Raw genomic sequence first — 15,833 nt, 5'->3', positions numbered from 1 at the left:
GGATAGTTTTTAGCAAATTATCCTTGTCAGTTGAGTTTGCTTTGGTTAGTATTGGCTCCGCCTTCAATAAGGAGGCCGCTAGCCTTGTTCGAGTCACTTGATTAGGACGGCGCTGGCTCAACAATTTGGAACATAGGTGGATGTTATGTTTACAGCTCTACTTGTGATTTACCTGTTGGCAGCGGTTGGTATCATTGGCCTAGTGTTGATACAGCAAGGTAAAGGCGCAGACATGGGAGCCTCATTCGGTGCTGGTGCGTCAAACACAGTGTTTGGTTCCAGTGGCTCAGGTAACTTCCTTACCCGAATGACTGCAATATTTGCATTGATTTTTTTAGTCGCTAGCTTGGTGTTAGGTAATTTATCAACCAACAAAGCAGAGTCTAAGTGGGTTGACCCTTCACAAGGTCAAGCACAAACAACAACGACTACTGTTGAACAAGCTGACGATACTGCAGCGAAAGCTGCGAGTGAAGTTCCCGCTGAGAAGAAAAGTAACAGCGACGAAATTCCTCAATAACTTATCGTAAGATAAGTCAGGTTTATGCCGAGATGGTGAAATTGGTAGACACACTAGCATGAGGTGCTAGCGCTTCGGTGTGGGGGTTCGAGTCCCCCTCTCGGCACCATGTTTACAAACTTGTAAATCATACTGTTGTGCGTATAATGCATAGCAAGTCGGACGCGGGGTGGAGCAGTTTGGTAGCTCGTCGGGCTCATAACCCGAAGGTCGTTGGTTCAAATCCGGCCCCCGCAACCAATTTCCTCTAGGTTTGGATGCAAGTTTGGCAGTGTTAACCTCACTGCAATTGAGAAGATTCTTCTCAATTTATCAGGGTCCAGCATCATAAAACCCCGGCTTTCGGGGTTTTTTGTTATCTGAATTTTATGAAACAAATTCAGGTTCTTGCTTGGAATTTAAATTGGGCTCTATGCCCTTTTTTTGTTTCTGGAGTGGTTAAAAAATGACTGGTTTAGAGAGACAACTTACCGAATTGCTTGAAGCTCCAGTTGAAGCTTCAGGTTATGAACTAGTTGGATTGGAATTTGTTCGTGCAGGACAGCACTCGACATTACGTATCTTTATTGACCACGAAAACGGTATCACAGTTGATGATTGCGCAGAAGTGAGTCGTCAAGTTAGTGCAGTGCTGGATGTGGAAGATCCGATATCAGTAGCTTATAACTTGGAAGTGTCTTCTCCAGGTATGGAAAGACCACTATTCAAAGCAGCGCATTATGAGCAGTTTACTGGTCACGAGGTCAGCATCGTTCTTAAAATGGCTGTAGGTAACCGTCGTAAATGGAAAGGTATCATTGACTCTGTTGATGGCGAGACCGTTTCGATTACTGTAGATGGGCAACAAGAACACTTTGCGTTAAGTAATATCGCAAAAGCTAACCTGATCCCTAAATTTTAAGTCTTAGAGGCTATAAAAATGAGTAAAGAAATTTTAGCGGTTGTAGAGGCGGTTTCTAACGAGAAAGCCGTACCTCGTGAGCGTATTTTTGAAGCGCTTGAGATTGCTTTAGCGACATCAACAAAGAAAAAGTACGAAATTGAAATTGACGTACGTGTTGCCATCGATCGTAAAACGGGTGAGTTTGATACTTTCCGTCGTTGGTTAGTGGTTGATGAAGTAGAAAACCCAACAAAAGAAATTTCTGTAGAAGCGGCTCAATTCGATGACGATAGCATCGAATTAGGCGATTACATGGAAGAAGAGATTGAATCTGTTACGTTTGACCGTATTACGACTCAAACGGCTAAACAGGTTATCGTTCAAAAAGTTCGCGAAGCTGAACGTGCACAAATCGTTGAGCAGTTCATTGATAATGAAGGTGAACTAGTAACTGGTGCGGTTAAAAAAGTAAACCGTGATACCATTATTTTGGACCTTGGTAATAACGCAGAAGCAGTGATTCTTCGTGAAGACCAACTTCCACGTGAAAACTTCCGCCCAGGTGACCGTGTACGTGGTCTATTGTACGCAGTACGTCCTGAAGCGCGTGGTTTCCAACTATTTATTACACGTTCTAAGCCAGAAATGTTGGCTGAACTATTCCGTGTAGAAGTGCCTGAAATTGGTGAAGAACTCATCGAATTGAAAGGTGCGGCACGTGATCCAGGTTCTCGTGCGAAAATCGCAGTGAAAACCAATGATAAACGTATCGATCCAGTAGGTGCTTGTGTTGGTATGCGTGGTGCACGTGTACAAGCTGTATCTGGCGAGCTAGGCGGTGAACGTATTGATATCGTTCTTTGGGATGACAATCCAGCTCAGTTCGTGATCAACGCAATGGCTCCTGCTGATGTAGCGTCTATCATCGTAGATGAAGATGCTCACGCAATGGATATCGCAGTTGAAGCTGATAACTTAGCTCAAGCGATCGGTCGTAATGGCCAAAACGTTCGTCTAGCCTCTCAATTGACAGGTTGGGAATTGAACGTGATGACTGTAGAAGATCTACAGAAAAAACATCAAGAAGAATCGATGGCAGCAATCGAAAACTTCATGAAGTATCTAGATATTGAACAAGACTTCGCTGAACTTCTAGTTGAGGAAGGTTTCTCAACATTGGAAGAAGTCGCGTATGTACCAGTAAATGAACTACTGGAAGTAGACGGCCTTGATGAAGATCTTGTTGAAGAGCTGCGCAGTCGTGCAAAAACAGCGCTTACAACTATCGCGCTAGCACAAGAAGAGTCTTTAGAGGGCGTTGAACCTGCAGAGGATTTATTGAATCTGCAAGGCCTTGAGCGTGAATTAGCCTTTAAACTCGCTGCCAAAGGTGTTGTAACTCTGGAAGATCTTGCAGACCAAGGTATCGATGATTTAGAGGGAATTGAAGGCCTAACCGAAGAGCGTGCCGGTGAGTTAATCATGGCTGCCCGTAACATCTGCTGGTTTGGTGAAGACGCATAATTTCGGCAAGGGGAGGAAGCGGCATGACACAACTAACAGTTAAAGCACTGAGTGATGAAATTGGTACGCCAGTTGACCGCTTATTAGAACAACTTGCTGAGGCAGGTATGCCTAAATCTAGCTCGGATAGCGTGACTGAAGGTGAGAAACAGCAACTTCTCAGCTATTTACGCAAAGGGCATTCTGACGGGGCAGGTTCAGAGCCAACCCGTCTAACACTACAACGCAAAAAACGCAGTACTTTAAGCGTGAATGCCGGTGGTGGTAAAAGTAAAAATATTCAGGTTGAAGTGCGCAAAAAACGTACGTATGTTAAGCGCAGCACAATTGAAGACGAAGCGAAACGTGAAGCTGAAGAAGCAGCTAAACGTGAAGCTGAAGAAAAAGCAAAACGCGAAGCTGAAGAAGCAGCAAAACGTGAGGTTGAGGAAAAAGCCAAACGTGAAGCTGAAGAAAAGGCGAAGCGAGAAGCAGAACTAAAAGCGAAACGTGAAGCTGAAGAAAAAGCGAAACGTGAAGCTCAAGACCAAGCGAAACGTTCTCTTACTGATGAAGAAAAAGCTCGTCAGCAAGAAGCACGTCTAGAAGCCGAAGAGCTGAAGCGTCGTCAGGAAGAAGAAGCTAAGCGTAAGGCTGAAGAAGAAAGCCAGCGTCAGCTTGAAGAAGCACGCAAATTGGCAGAGAAAAACGAAGCGCGTTGGTCTGCTGAAGAAGAGAAAAAGGGTGATATGGAAGAGAAAACAGATTACCACGTGACAACTTCACACTATGCTCGTGAAGCTGAAGATGAGGCAGACCGTCGCGAAGAGGGTGGTCACCGTCGTTCTACGAAATCAAACAAGAAGAAAATGTCTTCTCGTGACGATCGTCAAGAACGTGGCGGCTCTCGCACACGTGGCGGCAAAGGTGGTCGTAAAGGCCGCATGAATAAGCCATCTTCAATGCAACAAGGTTTTGATAAATCAGCTAAAGTAGCTAAATCTGATGTTGTCATTGGCGAAACTATCGTTGTGTCTGAGCTGGCTCAAAAAATGTCTGTTAAAGGCACTGAAGTCATCAAAGTGATGATGAAAATGGGTGCGATGGCAACGATTAACCAAGTAATTGACCAAGAAACAGCACAACTTGTCGCTGAAGAAATGGGTCACAAAGTTATTCTGCGCAAAGAAAACGAACTTGAAGAAGCTATCATGAACGATCGTGATTCTTCTGCGAAAGCCGTATCTCGCGCACCAGTTGTTACCATCATGGGTCACGTTGACCATGGTAAAACATCGACACTTGACTACATTCGTCGCACACACGTTGCTTCTGGTGAAGCCGGTGGTATTACACAGCACATTGGTGCTTACCACGTGAAAACACCTAACGGCATGATTACGTTCCTTGATACTCCTGGACACGCGGCGTTTACGTCAATGCGTGCTCGTGGTGCTCAAGCGACAGATATCGTTGTTCTTGTTGTTGCTGCAGACGATGGTGTAATGCCACAAACAATCGAAGCTATCCAGCACGCGAAAGCGGCAGGTGTACCTTTGATTATTGCTGTGAACAAGATTGATAAAGAAGGTGCTAATCCAGATAACGTTAAGAACGAACTGGCTGCATACGATGTTATTCCTGAAGAGTGGGGCGGTGAGAACATCTTCGTTCACATCTCTGCTAAACAAGGAACTAATATTGACCAGCTTCTAGAATCGATTCTTCTACAAGCAGAAGTTCTTGAGCTAAAATCAGTAGCAGATGGAATGGCATCTGGTGTGGTTATCGAGTCTCGTCTTGATAAAGGTCGTGGTCCGGTTGCTACAGTCTTGGTTCAATCAGGTACTCTACATAAAGGCGATATCGTTCTTTGTGGTCAAGAATACGGTCGTGTTCGTGCTATGCGTGATGAGCGCGGTGACGAAGTGACTGAAGCAGGTCCATCAATTCCTGTAGAAATTCTTGGTTTATCTGGTGTTCCAGCAGCTGGTGATGAAGCAACTGTTGTACGTGATGAGCGTAAAGCGCGTGAAGTAGCGAACTACCGTCAAGGTAAATTCCGTGAAGTGAAACTGGCTCGTCAGCAAAAAGCTAAACTAGAGAACATGTTCTCTAATATGGCTGCTGGTGATGTTGCTGAGTTGAACATTGTACTGAAAGCTGACGTACAAGGTTCGGTAGAGGCAATTGCTGATTCACTACGTAAGCTTTCTACAGAAGAAGTGAAAGTGAACATTGTTGGTTCGGGTGTTGGTGGTATCACTGAAACTGATGCAGTTCTTGCAGCAGCTTCAAATGCGATCATCGTCGGCTTCAACGTTCGTGCTGATGCATCAGCTCGCCGTACTATTGAGTCTGAAAACCTTGATCTTCGTTACTACTCAATCATTTACCAATTGATTGATGAAGTGAAACAAGCGATGAGCGGTATGCTTGCACCTGAGTTCAAACAAGAAATCATTGGTCTAGCTGAAGTTCGTGATGTCTTCAAATCTCCAAAACTTGGCGCAATCGCTGGTTGTATGGTGACTGAAGGTATGATCAAACGTAATAACCCAATTCGCGTTCTACGTGAAAACGTGGTTATTTACGAAGGCGAGCTAGAATCACTACGTCGTTTTAAAGATGATGTACAAGAAGTGAAGAACGGCTACGAATGTGGTATCGGTGTTAAGAACTACAACGATGTACGCGTAGGCGACCAGATCGAAGTCTTCGAAACTGTTGAAATTCAACGTTCTATCGACGACTAAAAACACTATAATTGCTCGTAAGGCAATATAGGTTGTTGAATGCACCATGGGGGGCTGGGAAACCATCCCCCCATTCTTTCTGTAAGTGAGAAAAGATATGCCAAAAGAATTTAGCCGTACTCAACGAGTGGCGCAGCAATTACAAAAAGAGCTCGCGATGATTCTGCAACGTGAAGTTCGTGACTCCCGTTTAGGAATGGTGACGATCTCTGATGTAGAGGTTTCGCGTGATCTTTCTTACGCAAAAGTATTCGTAACGTTTCTTTGCGTAGGTGAACAAACACCAGAAACTTGCCTTGCTGCTTTACGTGAGCATGAAGCTCATATTCGTATGATGCTAGGTAAACGCATTCGTCTGCGTTTGACTCCTGAAATTCGTTTCTTCTACGACTCTACTTTGGTTGAAGGTATGCGTATGTCTAACCTTGTTTCTGATGTAGTGAGCGAAGATAAACGTAAACAATCTGAGTCAGGCCGCGGGGACGAAGAGTAATGGCAAGACGACGTAAAGGTCGTGCAGTAAACGGCGTAGTACTACTCGATAAACCAACGGGTATTTCATCTAACGACGCACTGCAAAAAGTAAAACGCATTTATTTTGCTGAGAAAGCAGGACATACCGGTGCTCTCGATCCTTTAGCTACAGGTATGTTGCCTATTTGTTTGGGTGAAGCGACCAAGTTTTCTCAGTTTTTGCTTGATTCCGATAAACGCTACCGCGTTATTGCTAAGTTAGGTCAACGTACTAATACGTCTGATTCTGATGGTGAAGTGGTTGAAACGCGTCCTGTTAACGTGAATCAAGACGATTTATTACGTCACATTGAGTCATTTCGTGGCGAAACCGATCAAATCCCTTCAATGTTTTCAGCATTGAAATATCAAGGTCGTCCGTTATATGAATATGCTCGTGAAGGCATTCAAGTGCCTCGTGAGTCACGTAAAATTACCGTTTACGATATTCAGTTACTGCGTTTTGAAGGGGATGAAGTCGAGATGGAAGTGCATTGTTCTAAAGGCACTTACATTCGAACGATCGTAGATGATCTCGGTGAATTGCTTGGCTGTGGTGCTCATGTCATTTATCTGCGTCGTACCGGCGTAGCCAATTACCCATATGAGCGCATGGTTACCCTTGAGCAACTTAATGAGTTACTTGAGCAAGCCCAGCAGCAGGATATTCAGCCAAAAGAGCTACTGGATCCTTTATTATTACCAATGGATACCGCAGTACAAAATTTACCTGAAGTGAACATGATTCCAGAGTTAGTGGATATGGTTCAGCATGGTCAGTCTGTACAAGTCTCTGGAGCCCCGTTAGAAGGTCAGGTTCGGATGACTGGCGGTGAGGAACGTTTGTTCCTTGGCGTTGGTGACATTGACGATGATGGCAAAGTAGCACCAAAGCGTTTGGTCGTGTATTCACGCGACTAAGTTAATGGCATGCGATAACATTGGATATCGCTTGTCGGCGTGAGTTTTATTCTTTATAATTCGCGCTTCTCGTGTCGGCTGAATCAGAGATTGGCTGGCACACCTTGTAAATATTAACTCTTAGGAGAAAATTATGTCTCTGAATGCAGAAACTAAAGCAGCAATCGTTGCTGATTACGCACGTGCTGAAGGCGATACTGGTTCACCAGAAGTTCAAGTAGCTCTACTAACAGCTTCTATCAACCACCTACAAAATCACTTCAAAGAGCACAAAGGCGATCACCACAGCCGTCGTGGTCTTCTACGCATGGTTTCTCGTCGTCGTAAACTTCTAGATTACCTAAAAGGTAAAGATCTAGGACGCTACCAAGACCTAATCAAACGTCTAGGCCTACGTCGCTAAGATCAGTTTGTTTGAAAAAGGGGCCTCGTGCCCCTTTTTTGTTATCTAAATTTGGCACAACTTAGGGTAAGTAGTTTATACTACCCGCCATTCAGCAAGATGAATTGTTGAATAGAAAAATGACTCACTGCATAGCTGTCACCTTAGTCGACCAAGTGGTCGCGGCTATTAAAAAGTAGATTGATATTGGGTTTATGCCAGTCTCTTTTTACTAGTCGCGATGAGCGATGCTGTGAGTTTTCAATGAATTATCTAGAGATATTCTCTAGAGACAAGGAATACTCATGTTCGAAAAACCAGTAGTAAAAACATTTCAGTACGGTAACCATACCGTTACTTTAGAAACAGGTGTAATGGCTCGCCAAGCAACGGCAGCGGTTATGGCAACAATGGACGATACGTCAGTATTCGTTTCAGTTGTTGGTAAAAAAGAAGCGGTTGAAGGCCAAGACTTCTTCCCTCTAACAGTTAACTACCAAGAGCGTACTTACGCTGCAGGTAAAATCCCTGGTGGCTTCTTTAAGCGTGAAGGTCGTCCTTCTGAAGGCGAAACACTAACTGCACGTCTTATCGACCGTCCAATCCGTCCGCTTTTCCCAGACGGCTTCAAAAACGAAGTTCAAGTTATCGCAACAGTTGTATCTGTAAACCCTGACGTACAACCTGACATCGTAACTATGATTGGTACTTCAGCTGCTCTAGCTATCTCAGGTATCCCGTTCCATGGTCCTATCGGTGCTGCACGTGTTGGTTTCATCAACGATCAACTTGTATTGAACCCAAGCCAAACTGAACTTGAAAACTCTCGCCTAGACCTTGTTGTTGCTGGTACTGAAAGTGCTGTTCTTATGGTTGAATCTGAAGCAGACGTTCTTTCTGAAGAACAAATGCTTTCTGCAGTAGTATATGGCCATGATCAACAGCAAACTGTTATCAAAGCAATCAACGAATTCGCAGCTGAAGTTGCTACTCCAGCATGGGAGTGGGTTGCACCAGTTGAAAACACTGAATTGAAAGCAAAAATTGCTGAACTTGCTGAAGCTCGTTTCGTTGATGCGTACCAAATCACAGATAAAATGGCTCGTTACGAGCAAGTAGGTAACATCAAGTCTGATGTTGTTGCTGCGGTTGTAGCTGAAGACGAAACTATCGATGAAAACACCATCAAGAACATGCTTGGTTCTCTAGAGAAGAAAGTAGTTCGTGGTCGTATCATCGCTGGCGAAAAACGTATCGATGGTCGTGAAAAAGACATGGTTCGTGCACTAGATGTTCGCACAGGTGTTCTTCCTCGTACTCACGGTAGCGCGTTGTTCACTCGTGGTGAAACTCAGGCAATGGTAAGTGCAACACTTGGTACTCAACGTGATGCGCAAATCATCGACGAGCTAACAGGTGAGCGTAAAGACCACTTCCTACTACACTACAACTTCCCTCCATACTGTGTAGGTGAAACTGGTTTTGTTGGTTCACCAAAACGTCGTGAAATTGGTCACGGTCGTCTAGCAAAACGTGGTATTGCAGCCGTAATGCCTTCTGTTGATGAATTCCCATACACAGTACGTGTTGTTTCTGAAATCACAGAATCAAACGGTTCATCTTCAATGGCTTCTGTATGTGGTTCATCTCTAGCACTAATGGATGCTGGTGTGCCAATTAAAGCTTCTGTTGCAGGTATCGCAATGGGTCTTGTGAAAGAAGGTGATGATTTCGTTGTTCTTTCAGACATCTTGGGTGATGAAGACCACCTAGGTGACATGGACTTTAAAGTAGCAGGTACTTCTAACGGTGTGACCGCGCTACAAATGGATATCAAGATCGAAGGTATCACTAAAGAGATCATGCAAATTGCGCTTAACCAAGCACAAGGTGCACGTATGCACATCCTATCAGTAATGGATCAAGCGATTGCAGGTGCTCGCGATGATATCTCTCAATACGCTCCACGTATCCACAAAATGAAGATCAGCACTGATAAGATCAAAGATGTTATCGGTAAAGGTGGTGCAGTGATTCGTCAGCTAACTGAAGAAACTGGCACAACGATCGAAATTGAAGAAGATGGTACCATCAAGATTGCTGCAACTGATGGCGATCAAGCTAAAGATGCGATTGCTCGTATCGAACAGCTGACTGCTGAAGTTGAAGTGGGTAAAATCTACACTGGTAAAGTTGCACGTCTTGCAGACTTTGGTGCATTCGTTACTGTTCTTCCTGGTAAAGATGGTCTAGTTCACATCTCTCAAATTGCTGACAAACGCGTAGAGAAAGTGTCTGACTACCTAACTGAAGGTCAAGAAGTGAAAGTGAAAGTACTTGAAATTGACCGTCAAAACCGTATTCGTCTAAGTATGAAAGAAGCGGTAGAAAAACCAGCAGAAGAAGCACCAGCAGCAGATAACGCTGAGTCTAAATCTGAATAAGGTTTTGGTTTAGGTAGCAATGCGAATTTCGCATTGTGCCCCTAAAGCATGATATAAAGGGAGCATGACGCTCCCTTTTTTTATGAGTAATCACACGGGAAGTTTGTCATACTGTCGGAATACTGGTTAGGCTATTGATCAGCAATACAATGTCTAACTATTTACCATGAATTATTAAGCTAACCTTGGTATCTCTGAGGTTGGTATTATCGCGGGATAACAGGAGTATTTATCTGTGAAATGGTTTCGTACCGCAACGGTGGGGATCGCACTGCTACTTATAGCTGGCTGTGTATCACGTAACTCACATCAAGCGCAGTGGGTATATCCACCAATGGCTATTCCTCTGCAACACTCAGTACAAGATGAAGTGCAGATAGCAAGACTCACTCAATTATTACAACGTCAAGATTTGAGTGATAAAGTACGGACCAGAATGCTTAATGAACGTGGTGAAGCGTACGATAACGTTGGCCTGCAAGATCTTGCGCGTCTGGACTTTGCTCAATCGATCTCAATTGATCCTAAGCAGCCGGAAGTGTTTAATCTGCTTGGTGTTTATTATACGGGTGTTGATCAACATGATGCCGCTTACGACTCGTTCGATACTGCGTTAGAAATGGATCCGAAAAACCTATTTGCGCTGCGTAATCGAGCGGTTGCGCTTTATTATGGTGAACGGCCAGAGTTAGGCTTGGAAGACATGCATAAGCTGGATAAACAGCAAAAGAATGATCCTTTCAATGCACTTTGGGAATACATCATGCAATATGATTTAAATCCAGCTAAAGCCAAGCAAGATCTCGAAGCCAAATACAGTGTTCATACGGATCAATGGGGCTGGACGATTGTTGCTTTGATGCTTGATGAAGTCTCTGAGCAAAATGCTTTTGAAACGATCTTACAGCAGACTCACGATAATGAACTACTCGCTCGTCGTTTAACCGAAACGTATTTTTATCTAGGTAAGCGGTATCAATTAAACGGTGAATTGGCCCATGCAATTTCACTGTATAAATTGGCGATTTCGTTTAACGTTTATGATTATGTTGAACACCGTTACTCATTCTTGGAATTAGAGCGAATTTACAAACACGTAAGGGATGCTCAAGAAGCTGAAAATAAAGCACAAAAATCAGATAAAGAGTCTGATCAAGCATGAAGATAATGACATTGTGATTGACTATTGGAAGGCGACTCTATAGAGTCGCCTTTTTTATATGGGTGCCTGATTATTGAGCAGTCTAGTCATTGTATGATGTTTGATTGGAGCGTTGGTAATCTGGTGGTATCAGCATTGAACATTCAATGAGTTTGACATGAACTTAGAACAGCTAGAGCGTTTTTCTGCCAAGGTACGGCGCAAGCATGTCACGGAAGATCCAATTTCCCATTTAACGTTTGAAGAGTACGATCAACTAAGAACACTACAGAATGAAGGTCATGCCTTTACTGTAGCTGAGGTTAGCTCTCTTCTTGACGTTTCTCCTGATCAGGCAACTGAGTGGGTGGAACGTTTTATTAGTCGTGAGTTATTAGTTTGGCGAGGTCAAAACGCCTCTCTAGAATTAACCGAACAAGCGTCAGAATTACTATCTAATGGTAGTAAGGTTTATGCATTAATGGCTTTAGAAATGACCGATCGTATGTCTGATGAAGAAGCCGTATTTCTGGATACTTTATTGCATAAGTATTAGGTAGGCCATGATGAGGAAGTTTTATGCGTCGTTATACTTGGATATATCCAGTGCACGACACATGGCATATTAACTTCCCCATATGATGCACTATTCGTTAAACGTTTTTAGCCCAGCGAGTTGGTGCCAATAGCCATTGCATTCTCTGTTCTCTAGGGGAACCGGGTTCTCGCCATGCTCGTTCGCTTTAAATTGTTCTAGTGATTGAAAAGTTTCAACACCGAGTGGGCTAAGCCTGACCACATCCACTAATCCTTGCATATGTGTCACGTCATTAATTAGGTTATAGCAATACCCGGATTGGGTTTGTATACCGTTGAGGTTAAAGACGCATTGCCCCTCTTGGCTATCGACCGGCAATCCTGTGGGGTATTTTATACAGCAAGTTTCGCACTCATCTTTGGCTCGGTTTTCTGCTCGAGCAGTAAAACAACGCGCTGAATAAGCGAGGGGGAGGTAGCCGTGGCTAAATACCTCTATTTCGAAATGATGACGAATATTCAGTTCATCACACTGATTTAATGTATTTATTAGCCAGTCACGAGACAGTTCAACTGGCATACACCAACGTACCATACCTTGCTTAAGTAATAGTTTAAGCGCGTGAGCATTATAAGCATTAACGGCGGGGCCAACAGTAAAAGGGATGTGCTTTTCACTTGCGAGTTGCACTGCTGCCATATCATTTGCTTCAATCGCAAAGTCACCATTCTCGATATAGCGCTTCATTTCATTGATTTCACTCGAAGATTCAAGTAATGCCATAGTCGATAGCACCACTTGTTTCCCTGCATCTGAAAGAGATTTGGCTATCTCAAGCCAATCTTGAGCTTTGATTGAGCGACGTTTAGAACAAACAGTTTCTCCCAAGTAAATAATATCAGCGGCTGAGGATTCAGCCTTGAGATAAAACTGCTCCACATCTTGCTTAGGCCAAAAGTAGAGTAAAGGGCCAAGGGCATATTTCATGGTTGTTCTCCGATATTATTGCCATTTACGGTGATAAGCACCAAGAGTGGTTTGAACCCCTTCTGATACATTGGCAAGCGTGTTATTCCATTGTTGTACTACTTGGTATTTTTCTGGCGAGGAAAGGTAACTATCAATGGCTGAGCGCCAAGTCTTCGTTACTTGTTCCACATAAGCGGGACTACGTTGGCGCCCCTCAATTTTCACCGACGCTATATTGGCTTTAAATAACTCGGGTAATACGGATAAGGTATTGAGACTTGTTGGTTCCTCTAGTGCATGATAGCGTTTATTTTGTCCCTCAATTTCTGCAATAAAACGCCCTTTACATAGGGTCGGATAAGCAGCATTTTCACCATGAGAGTAGTGATCGATAAGAACTTCATTCAGCCTAGATTCAAGTCCGGTTTCTGTTTCCTGCCAACGGACATATTTTGCGGGTGAGCAAGCACCGACAGTGTTGGGAGATTCACCGGTTAAGTAAGAAGATAAATAACAACGACCTTCCGACATAATGCAGAGGCTGCCAAAAGCAAAAACTTCTAACTCTACGTTGTTTGGAATGGTTTTAGATAGTTGTTTGACTTGATGGATGGATAAAACACGCGGTAATACTACACGTTTGATATTGAAATTTTGATGATAAAATTCGATGGCTTTGGTATTAGTCGCTGAAGCTTGTACTGATAAATGAATATCAATATGTGGGTAATGATTGGAGATGTAATCCAATAAAGCGATATCCGCGACGATAAGCGCATCAATGCCTAAATTCGCTGCTTGATCGATAGCCTTGGTCCAACGATCGAATCGATCTGGATGCGCAAATGTATTGATCGCAACATGCAGTTTTTTACCGTTATCTTTTACATAATTAACCGCTTTTTCTAGCTTTTTACCGGCAAAATTTAATCCTGCAAAATGGCGGGCATTTGTGTCGTCTTTAAAGCCGATATAAACCGCATCAGCGCCACAATCAATCGCTGTTTTAAGGGCGGGTAAGTTCCCTGCTGGGCATAGTAATTCCATTATTTAAGGACTTTTGTGTCTAAATATCGGTATTTTATGGAGAATGCTATGAGTGGAATTTGATATAAGGCAGGTTTAGTTCATTCTAAAGTGCTCATAACCCTTTTCTGTGATGCACGTTTTTAATGAATAATTCCTCAACCTCATTTTTAGGTAAAGGGCGATAAAAATGAAAACCTTGAATAGTGTTGCAGCTTAAATTGGAGAGTAAGGTAGCTTGTTGCTGTGTTTCAACACCTTCGGCAACCACACTTAGCTCTAATGATTTACCCAGATTGATGATGTTCTCGATGACAGTGACCTGCTTAGGCAATGTATCGATATCGCTGATAAATTCGCGGTCAATTTTCAGTTCATCGAGCGGGAAGCGCGCAAGATAGGCTAATGATGAATAGCCTGTACCAAAATCATCAATGGATAGCGCAAAACCTAATTGTTTAATCGCATTAAGCATTTGCAGAGTATGCTTACTGTCACTCATGACTGCCGTTTCGGTTAATTCAAAAGTGATCCAGCTTGGATCGACGCCGGTGATGTTTACCTGTTTATCTAGGTATTCGATCAGACGTGTATTGCCAAACTGCTCTGGTGAGAGGTTGATCGCGACTCGACCGGGTAAAATTCCTTGTTTTTGCCAATGCTTAACGGTGGTGAATACTTCTCGGATGACGACTTTACCTAAGTGCTCGATGAGTCCGGACTGTTCGGCAACTGGGATAAATGCTGAGGGGCTGATATAACCTTCAACAGGATGCTTCCATCTCACTAATGCTTCAGCACCGTTGATACTGAAATCACGTGCGCTAACCTTTGGTTGATACCAAACTTCAAGACCATTTTGCATCAATGCTTTTTGAAGTTCTATTTCCAACCAAAGCCTGGTTCGAGCTTCTTTGCTCATTTGATTGGTATAGACGACCAACCTGTTACGACCACGAGCTTTTGCTTCGTACATGGCCGTATCCGCATTTTGCAATAGTACTCGAGCACTATTACCATTTTCTGGATAGCGAACACTACCGATAGAACAAGACAGATGTTTTGAAAAGTGCTGTAAGTCAAATGGTTGGTTGATCAAAGAAATAATGCGTTCGGCTAAAGCTTCTTCGGCATTACTGTATTCTGCATTTGGCCAAATAATCGCAAATTCATCAGCACCTAAATGTCCCAATATAGCTTGAGTGGGGAGCAGCCTTTTGAGCCGTGCAGCCACTTCACGAATCACTTTGTCTCCCACGTGGTGACCTAAAGAATCATTAATGTTCTTAAAGTTATCGACATCAAGGTAGAGCATCACAAAGGGAGTTTTGGTTTTGATGTACTGTTCTACGCGTTTGGTGAATCCCAAACGATTGTACTGTTCGGTAAGAGGATCAATGTGGACATCCAAAGGCTGAGGATAATCGAAGGTATAGCTACTAGGACTCGTCGTATCTTGTATTAGCACTATCTGTGAACGATTGCCCCACAGTACTGTCCAAGCACTAGTCAATAGTAGTGTGCGTTCTAGTCCACATCGGATACTGGTTTGGCAGAGTTGTGTTTGGCCTGCCATCATTGAAGAGTGTGCAGTAACGGGTAAGCCCGTTTTTTTATCCAAAAATAATTTGGAAAACTCTTCTCCTAATAATACCGTTACGTCTTCGAAACCTAGTTGCTGAACAGCCACTGGGTTGGCCGAAATAATAGTGTTGTTTTCTACTAAAAGCACGCCATCGGTAAGAATGGAAGAAAGTGTCAAAAATTTACGCTCAGATTCATCTAAAGATTGAAGGAGAGCCTGTTTCTCTGACGTATCAAATGCTTGAAAAATTATAGATTCAATATCATCCCCATTATTAAGTGGGCTGACTGAAATAAGAAAGGTGCGATTGCCATTAATATGTTGAATCTCTATTTCTTTTTCAACGTACTCTCCTTGAAACGCAAGTTCATACAAAGGTTGCAGCGCTTGATAGTACTCCTCTCCAAGTACAGAGTGATCATTTTGTCCTATCAGTTGGTCAATCGGTTGCTGTGCAATGTCTGCATAGCGCTGACTCACGATCACATAGTGGTGTTGGCGATCGAGAACAGCGAAAAAACACGTACGATTTGACGTCAATTTAGAAAACCAATGCTGCAAATTGTCTGAAAATGTTTGAGCAGACATATTATTACCAACTATTAAGAATGATATTCCGTTAAATATTACAAAATATGAGATGTACGCTCTA

Annotated in this window: 13 protein-coding genes and 2 tRNA genes; 12 read left to right on the top strand and 3 right to left on the bottom strand. The window is 43.2% G+C overall.

What is annotated here, in order from left to right; all coding sequences use genetic code 11:
- Positions 1 to 145: 145 nt before the first annotated feature.
- The 12 genes from secG to I1A42_RS01355 all read left to right on the top strand — a co-directional run bounded on the left by secG (position 146) and on the right by I1A42_RS01355 (position 11,619).
- Positions 146 to 520 carry a preprotein translocase subunit SecG gene (gene secG / locus I1A42_RS01410; RefSeq protein WP_161153884.1) on the top strand — a complete coding sequence of 125 codons (375 nt, stop codon included), beginning with the start codon at positions 146 to 148 and terminating at the stop codon, positions 518 to 520.
- A 26-nt stretch (positions 521 to 546) separates the two neighbouring features.
- Positions 547 to 629: transfer RNA gene (locus tag I1A42_RS01405), tRNA-Leu, on the top strand.
- Between the two features lie 54 nt (positions 630 to 683).
- A tRNA-Met gene (locus I1A42_RS01400) sits at positions 684 to 760 on the top strand.
- A 205-nt stretch (positions 761 to 965) separates the two neighbouring features.
- Positions 966 to 1,421, top strand: coding sequence for a ribosome maturation factor RimP (rimP, locus tag I1A42_RS01395; RefSeq protein ID WP_161153885.1), 456 nt, complete (start codon positions 966 to 968; stop codon positions 1,419 to 1,421).
- A gap of 18 nt (positions 1,422 to 1,439) precedes the next feature.
- Entirely contained in the window at positions 1,440 to 2,927 is a 1,488-nt protein-coding gene (gene nusA / locus I1A42_RS01390; RefSeq protein ID WP_161153886.1) for a transcription termination factor NusA, read from the top strand.
- 23 nt (positions 2,928 to 2,950) lie between these two features.
- The gene (gene infB, locus I1A42_RS01385; RefSeq protein ID WP_161153887.1) at positions 2,951 to 5,662 is read left to right on the top strand and encodes a translation initiation factor IF-2; all 2,712 of its coding nucleotides are present in this window, start codon (positions 2,951 to 2,953) and stop codon (positions 5,660 to 5,662) included.
- A gap of 97 nt (positions 5,663 to 5,759) precedes the next feature.
- Entirely contained in the window at positions 5,760 to 6,155 is a 396-nt protein-coding gene (gene rbfA / locus I1A42_RS01380; RefSeq protein ID WP_161153888.1) for a 30S ribosome-binding factor RbfA, read from the top strand.
- Positions 6,155 to 7,096 carry a tRNA pseudouridine(55) synthase TruB gene (gene truB, locus I1A42_RS01375; RefSeq protein WP_161153889.1) on the top strand — a complete coding sequence of 314 codons (942 nt, stop codon included), beginning with the start codon at positions 6,155 to 6,157 and terminating at the stop codon, positions 7,094 to 7,096. The genes rbfA and truB overlap by 1 nt, the downstream gene beginning before the upstream one ends.
- Positions 7,097 to 7,229: 133 nt before the next feature.
- A complete protein-coding gene (gene rpsO / locus I1A42_RS01370) occupies positions 7,230 to 7,499 on the top strand; it encodes a 30S ribosomal protein S15 (RefSeq protein ID WP_161153890.1) in 270 nt (89 codons plus the stop codon).
- Positions 7,500 to 7,783: 284 nt separating this feature from the next.
- Entirely contained in the window at positions 7,784 to 9,922 is a 2,139-nt protein-coding gene (gene pnp / locus I1A42_RS01365; RefSeq protein ID WP_161153891.1) for a polyribonucleotide nucleotidyltransferase, read from the top strand.
- A gap of 235 nt (positions 9,923 to 10,157) precedes the next feature.
- On the top strand, positions 10,158 to 11,084 hold the full coding sequence (gene nlpI / locus I1A42_RS01360; protein WP_161153892.1) for a lipoprotein NlpI: 927 nt from the start codon (positions 10,158 to 10,160) through the stop codon (positions 11,082 to 11,084).
- A 157-nt stretch (positions 11,085 to 11,241) separates the two neighbouring features.
- The gene (locus tag I1A42_RS01355) at positions 11,242 to 11,619 is read left to right on the top strand and encodes a MarR family transcriptional regulator (protein WP_161153893.1); all 378 of its coding nucleotides are present in this window, start codon (positions 11,242 to 11,244) and stop codon (positions 11,617 to 11,619) included.
- Between the two features lie 90 nt (positions 11,620 to 11,709).
- Here the strand turns inward: I1A42_RS01355 and I1A42_RS01350 are convergent, their stop codons facing one another.
- From I1A42_RS01350 to I1A42_RS01340, 3 genes are all read right to left on the bottom strand, one after another.
- The gene (locus I1A42_RS01350; RefSeq protein WP_196122435.1) at positions 11,710 to 12,588 is read right to left on the bottom strand and encodes a U32 family peptidase; all 879 of its coding nucleotides are present in this window, start codon (positions 12,586 to 12,588) and stop codon (positions 11,710 to 11,712) included.
- 15 nt (positions 12,589 to 12,603) lie between these two features.
- The gene (ubiU, locus tag I1A42_RS01345; RefSeq protein ID WP_161153895.1) at positions 12,604 to 13,617 is read right to left on the bottom strand and encodes a ubiquinone anaerobic biosynthesis protein UbiU; all 1,014 of its coding nucleotides are present in this window, start codon (positions 13,615 to 13,617) and stop codon (positions 12,604 to 12,606) included.
- 94 nt (positions 13,618 to 13,711) lie between these two features.
- On the bottom strand, positions 13,712 to 15,769 hold the full coding sequence (locus I1A42_RS01340) for an EAL domain-containing protein (protein ID WP_196122433.1): 2,058 nt from the start codon (positions 15,767 to 15,769) through the stop codon (positions 13,712 to 13,714).
- Positions 15,770 to 15,833: the final 64 nt, after the last annotated feature.

The organism is Vibrio nitrifigilis (genome assembly GCF_015686695.1).
Classification (GTDB): Bacteria; Pseudomonadota; Gammaproteobacteria; order Enterobacterales; family Vibrionaceae; genus Vibrio; species Vibrio nitrifigilis.
This window is presented reverse-complemented; position numbering and strand designations above follow the sequence as displayed.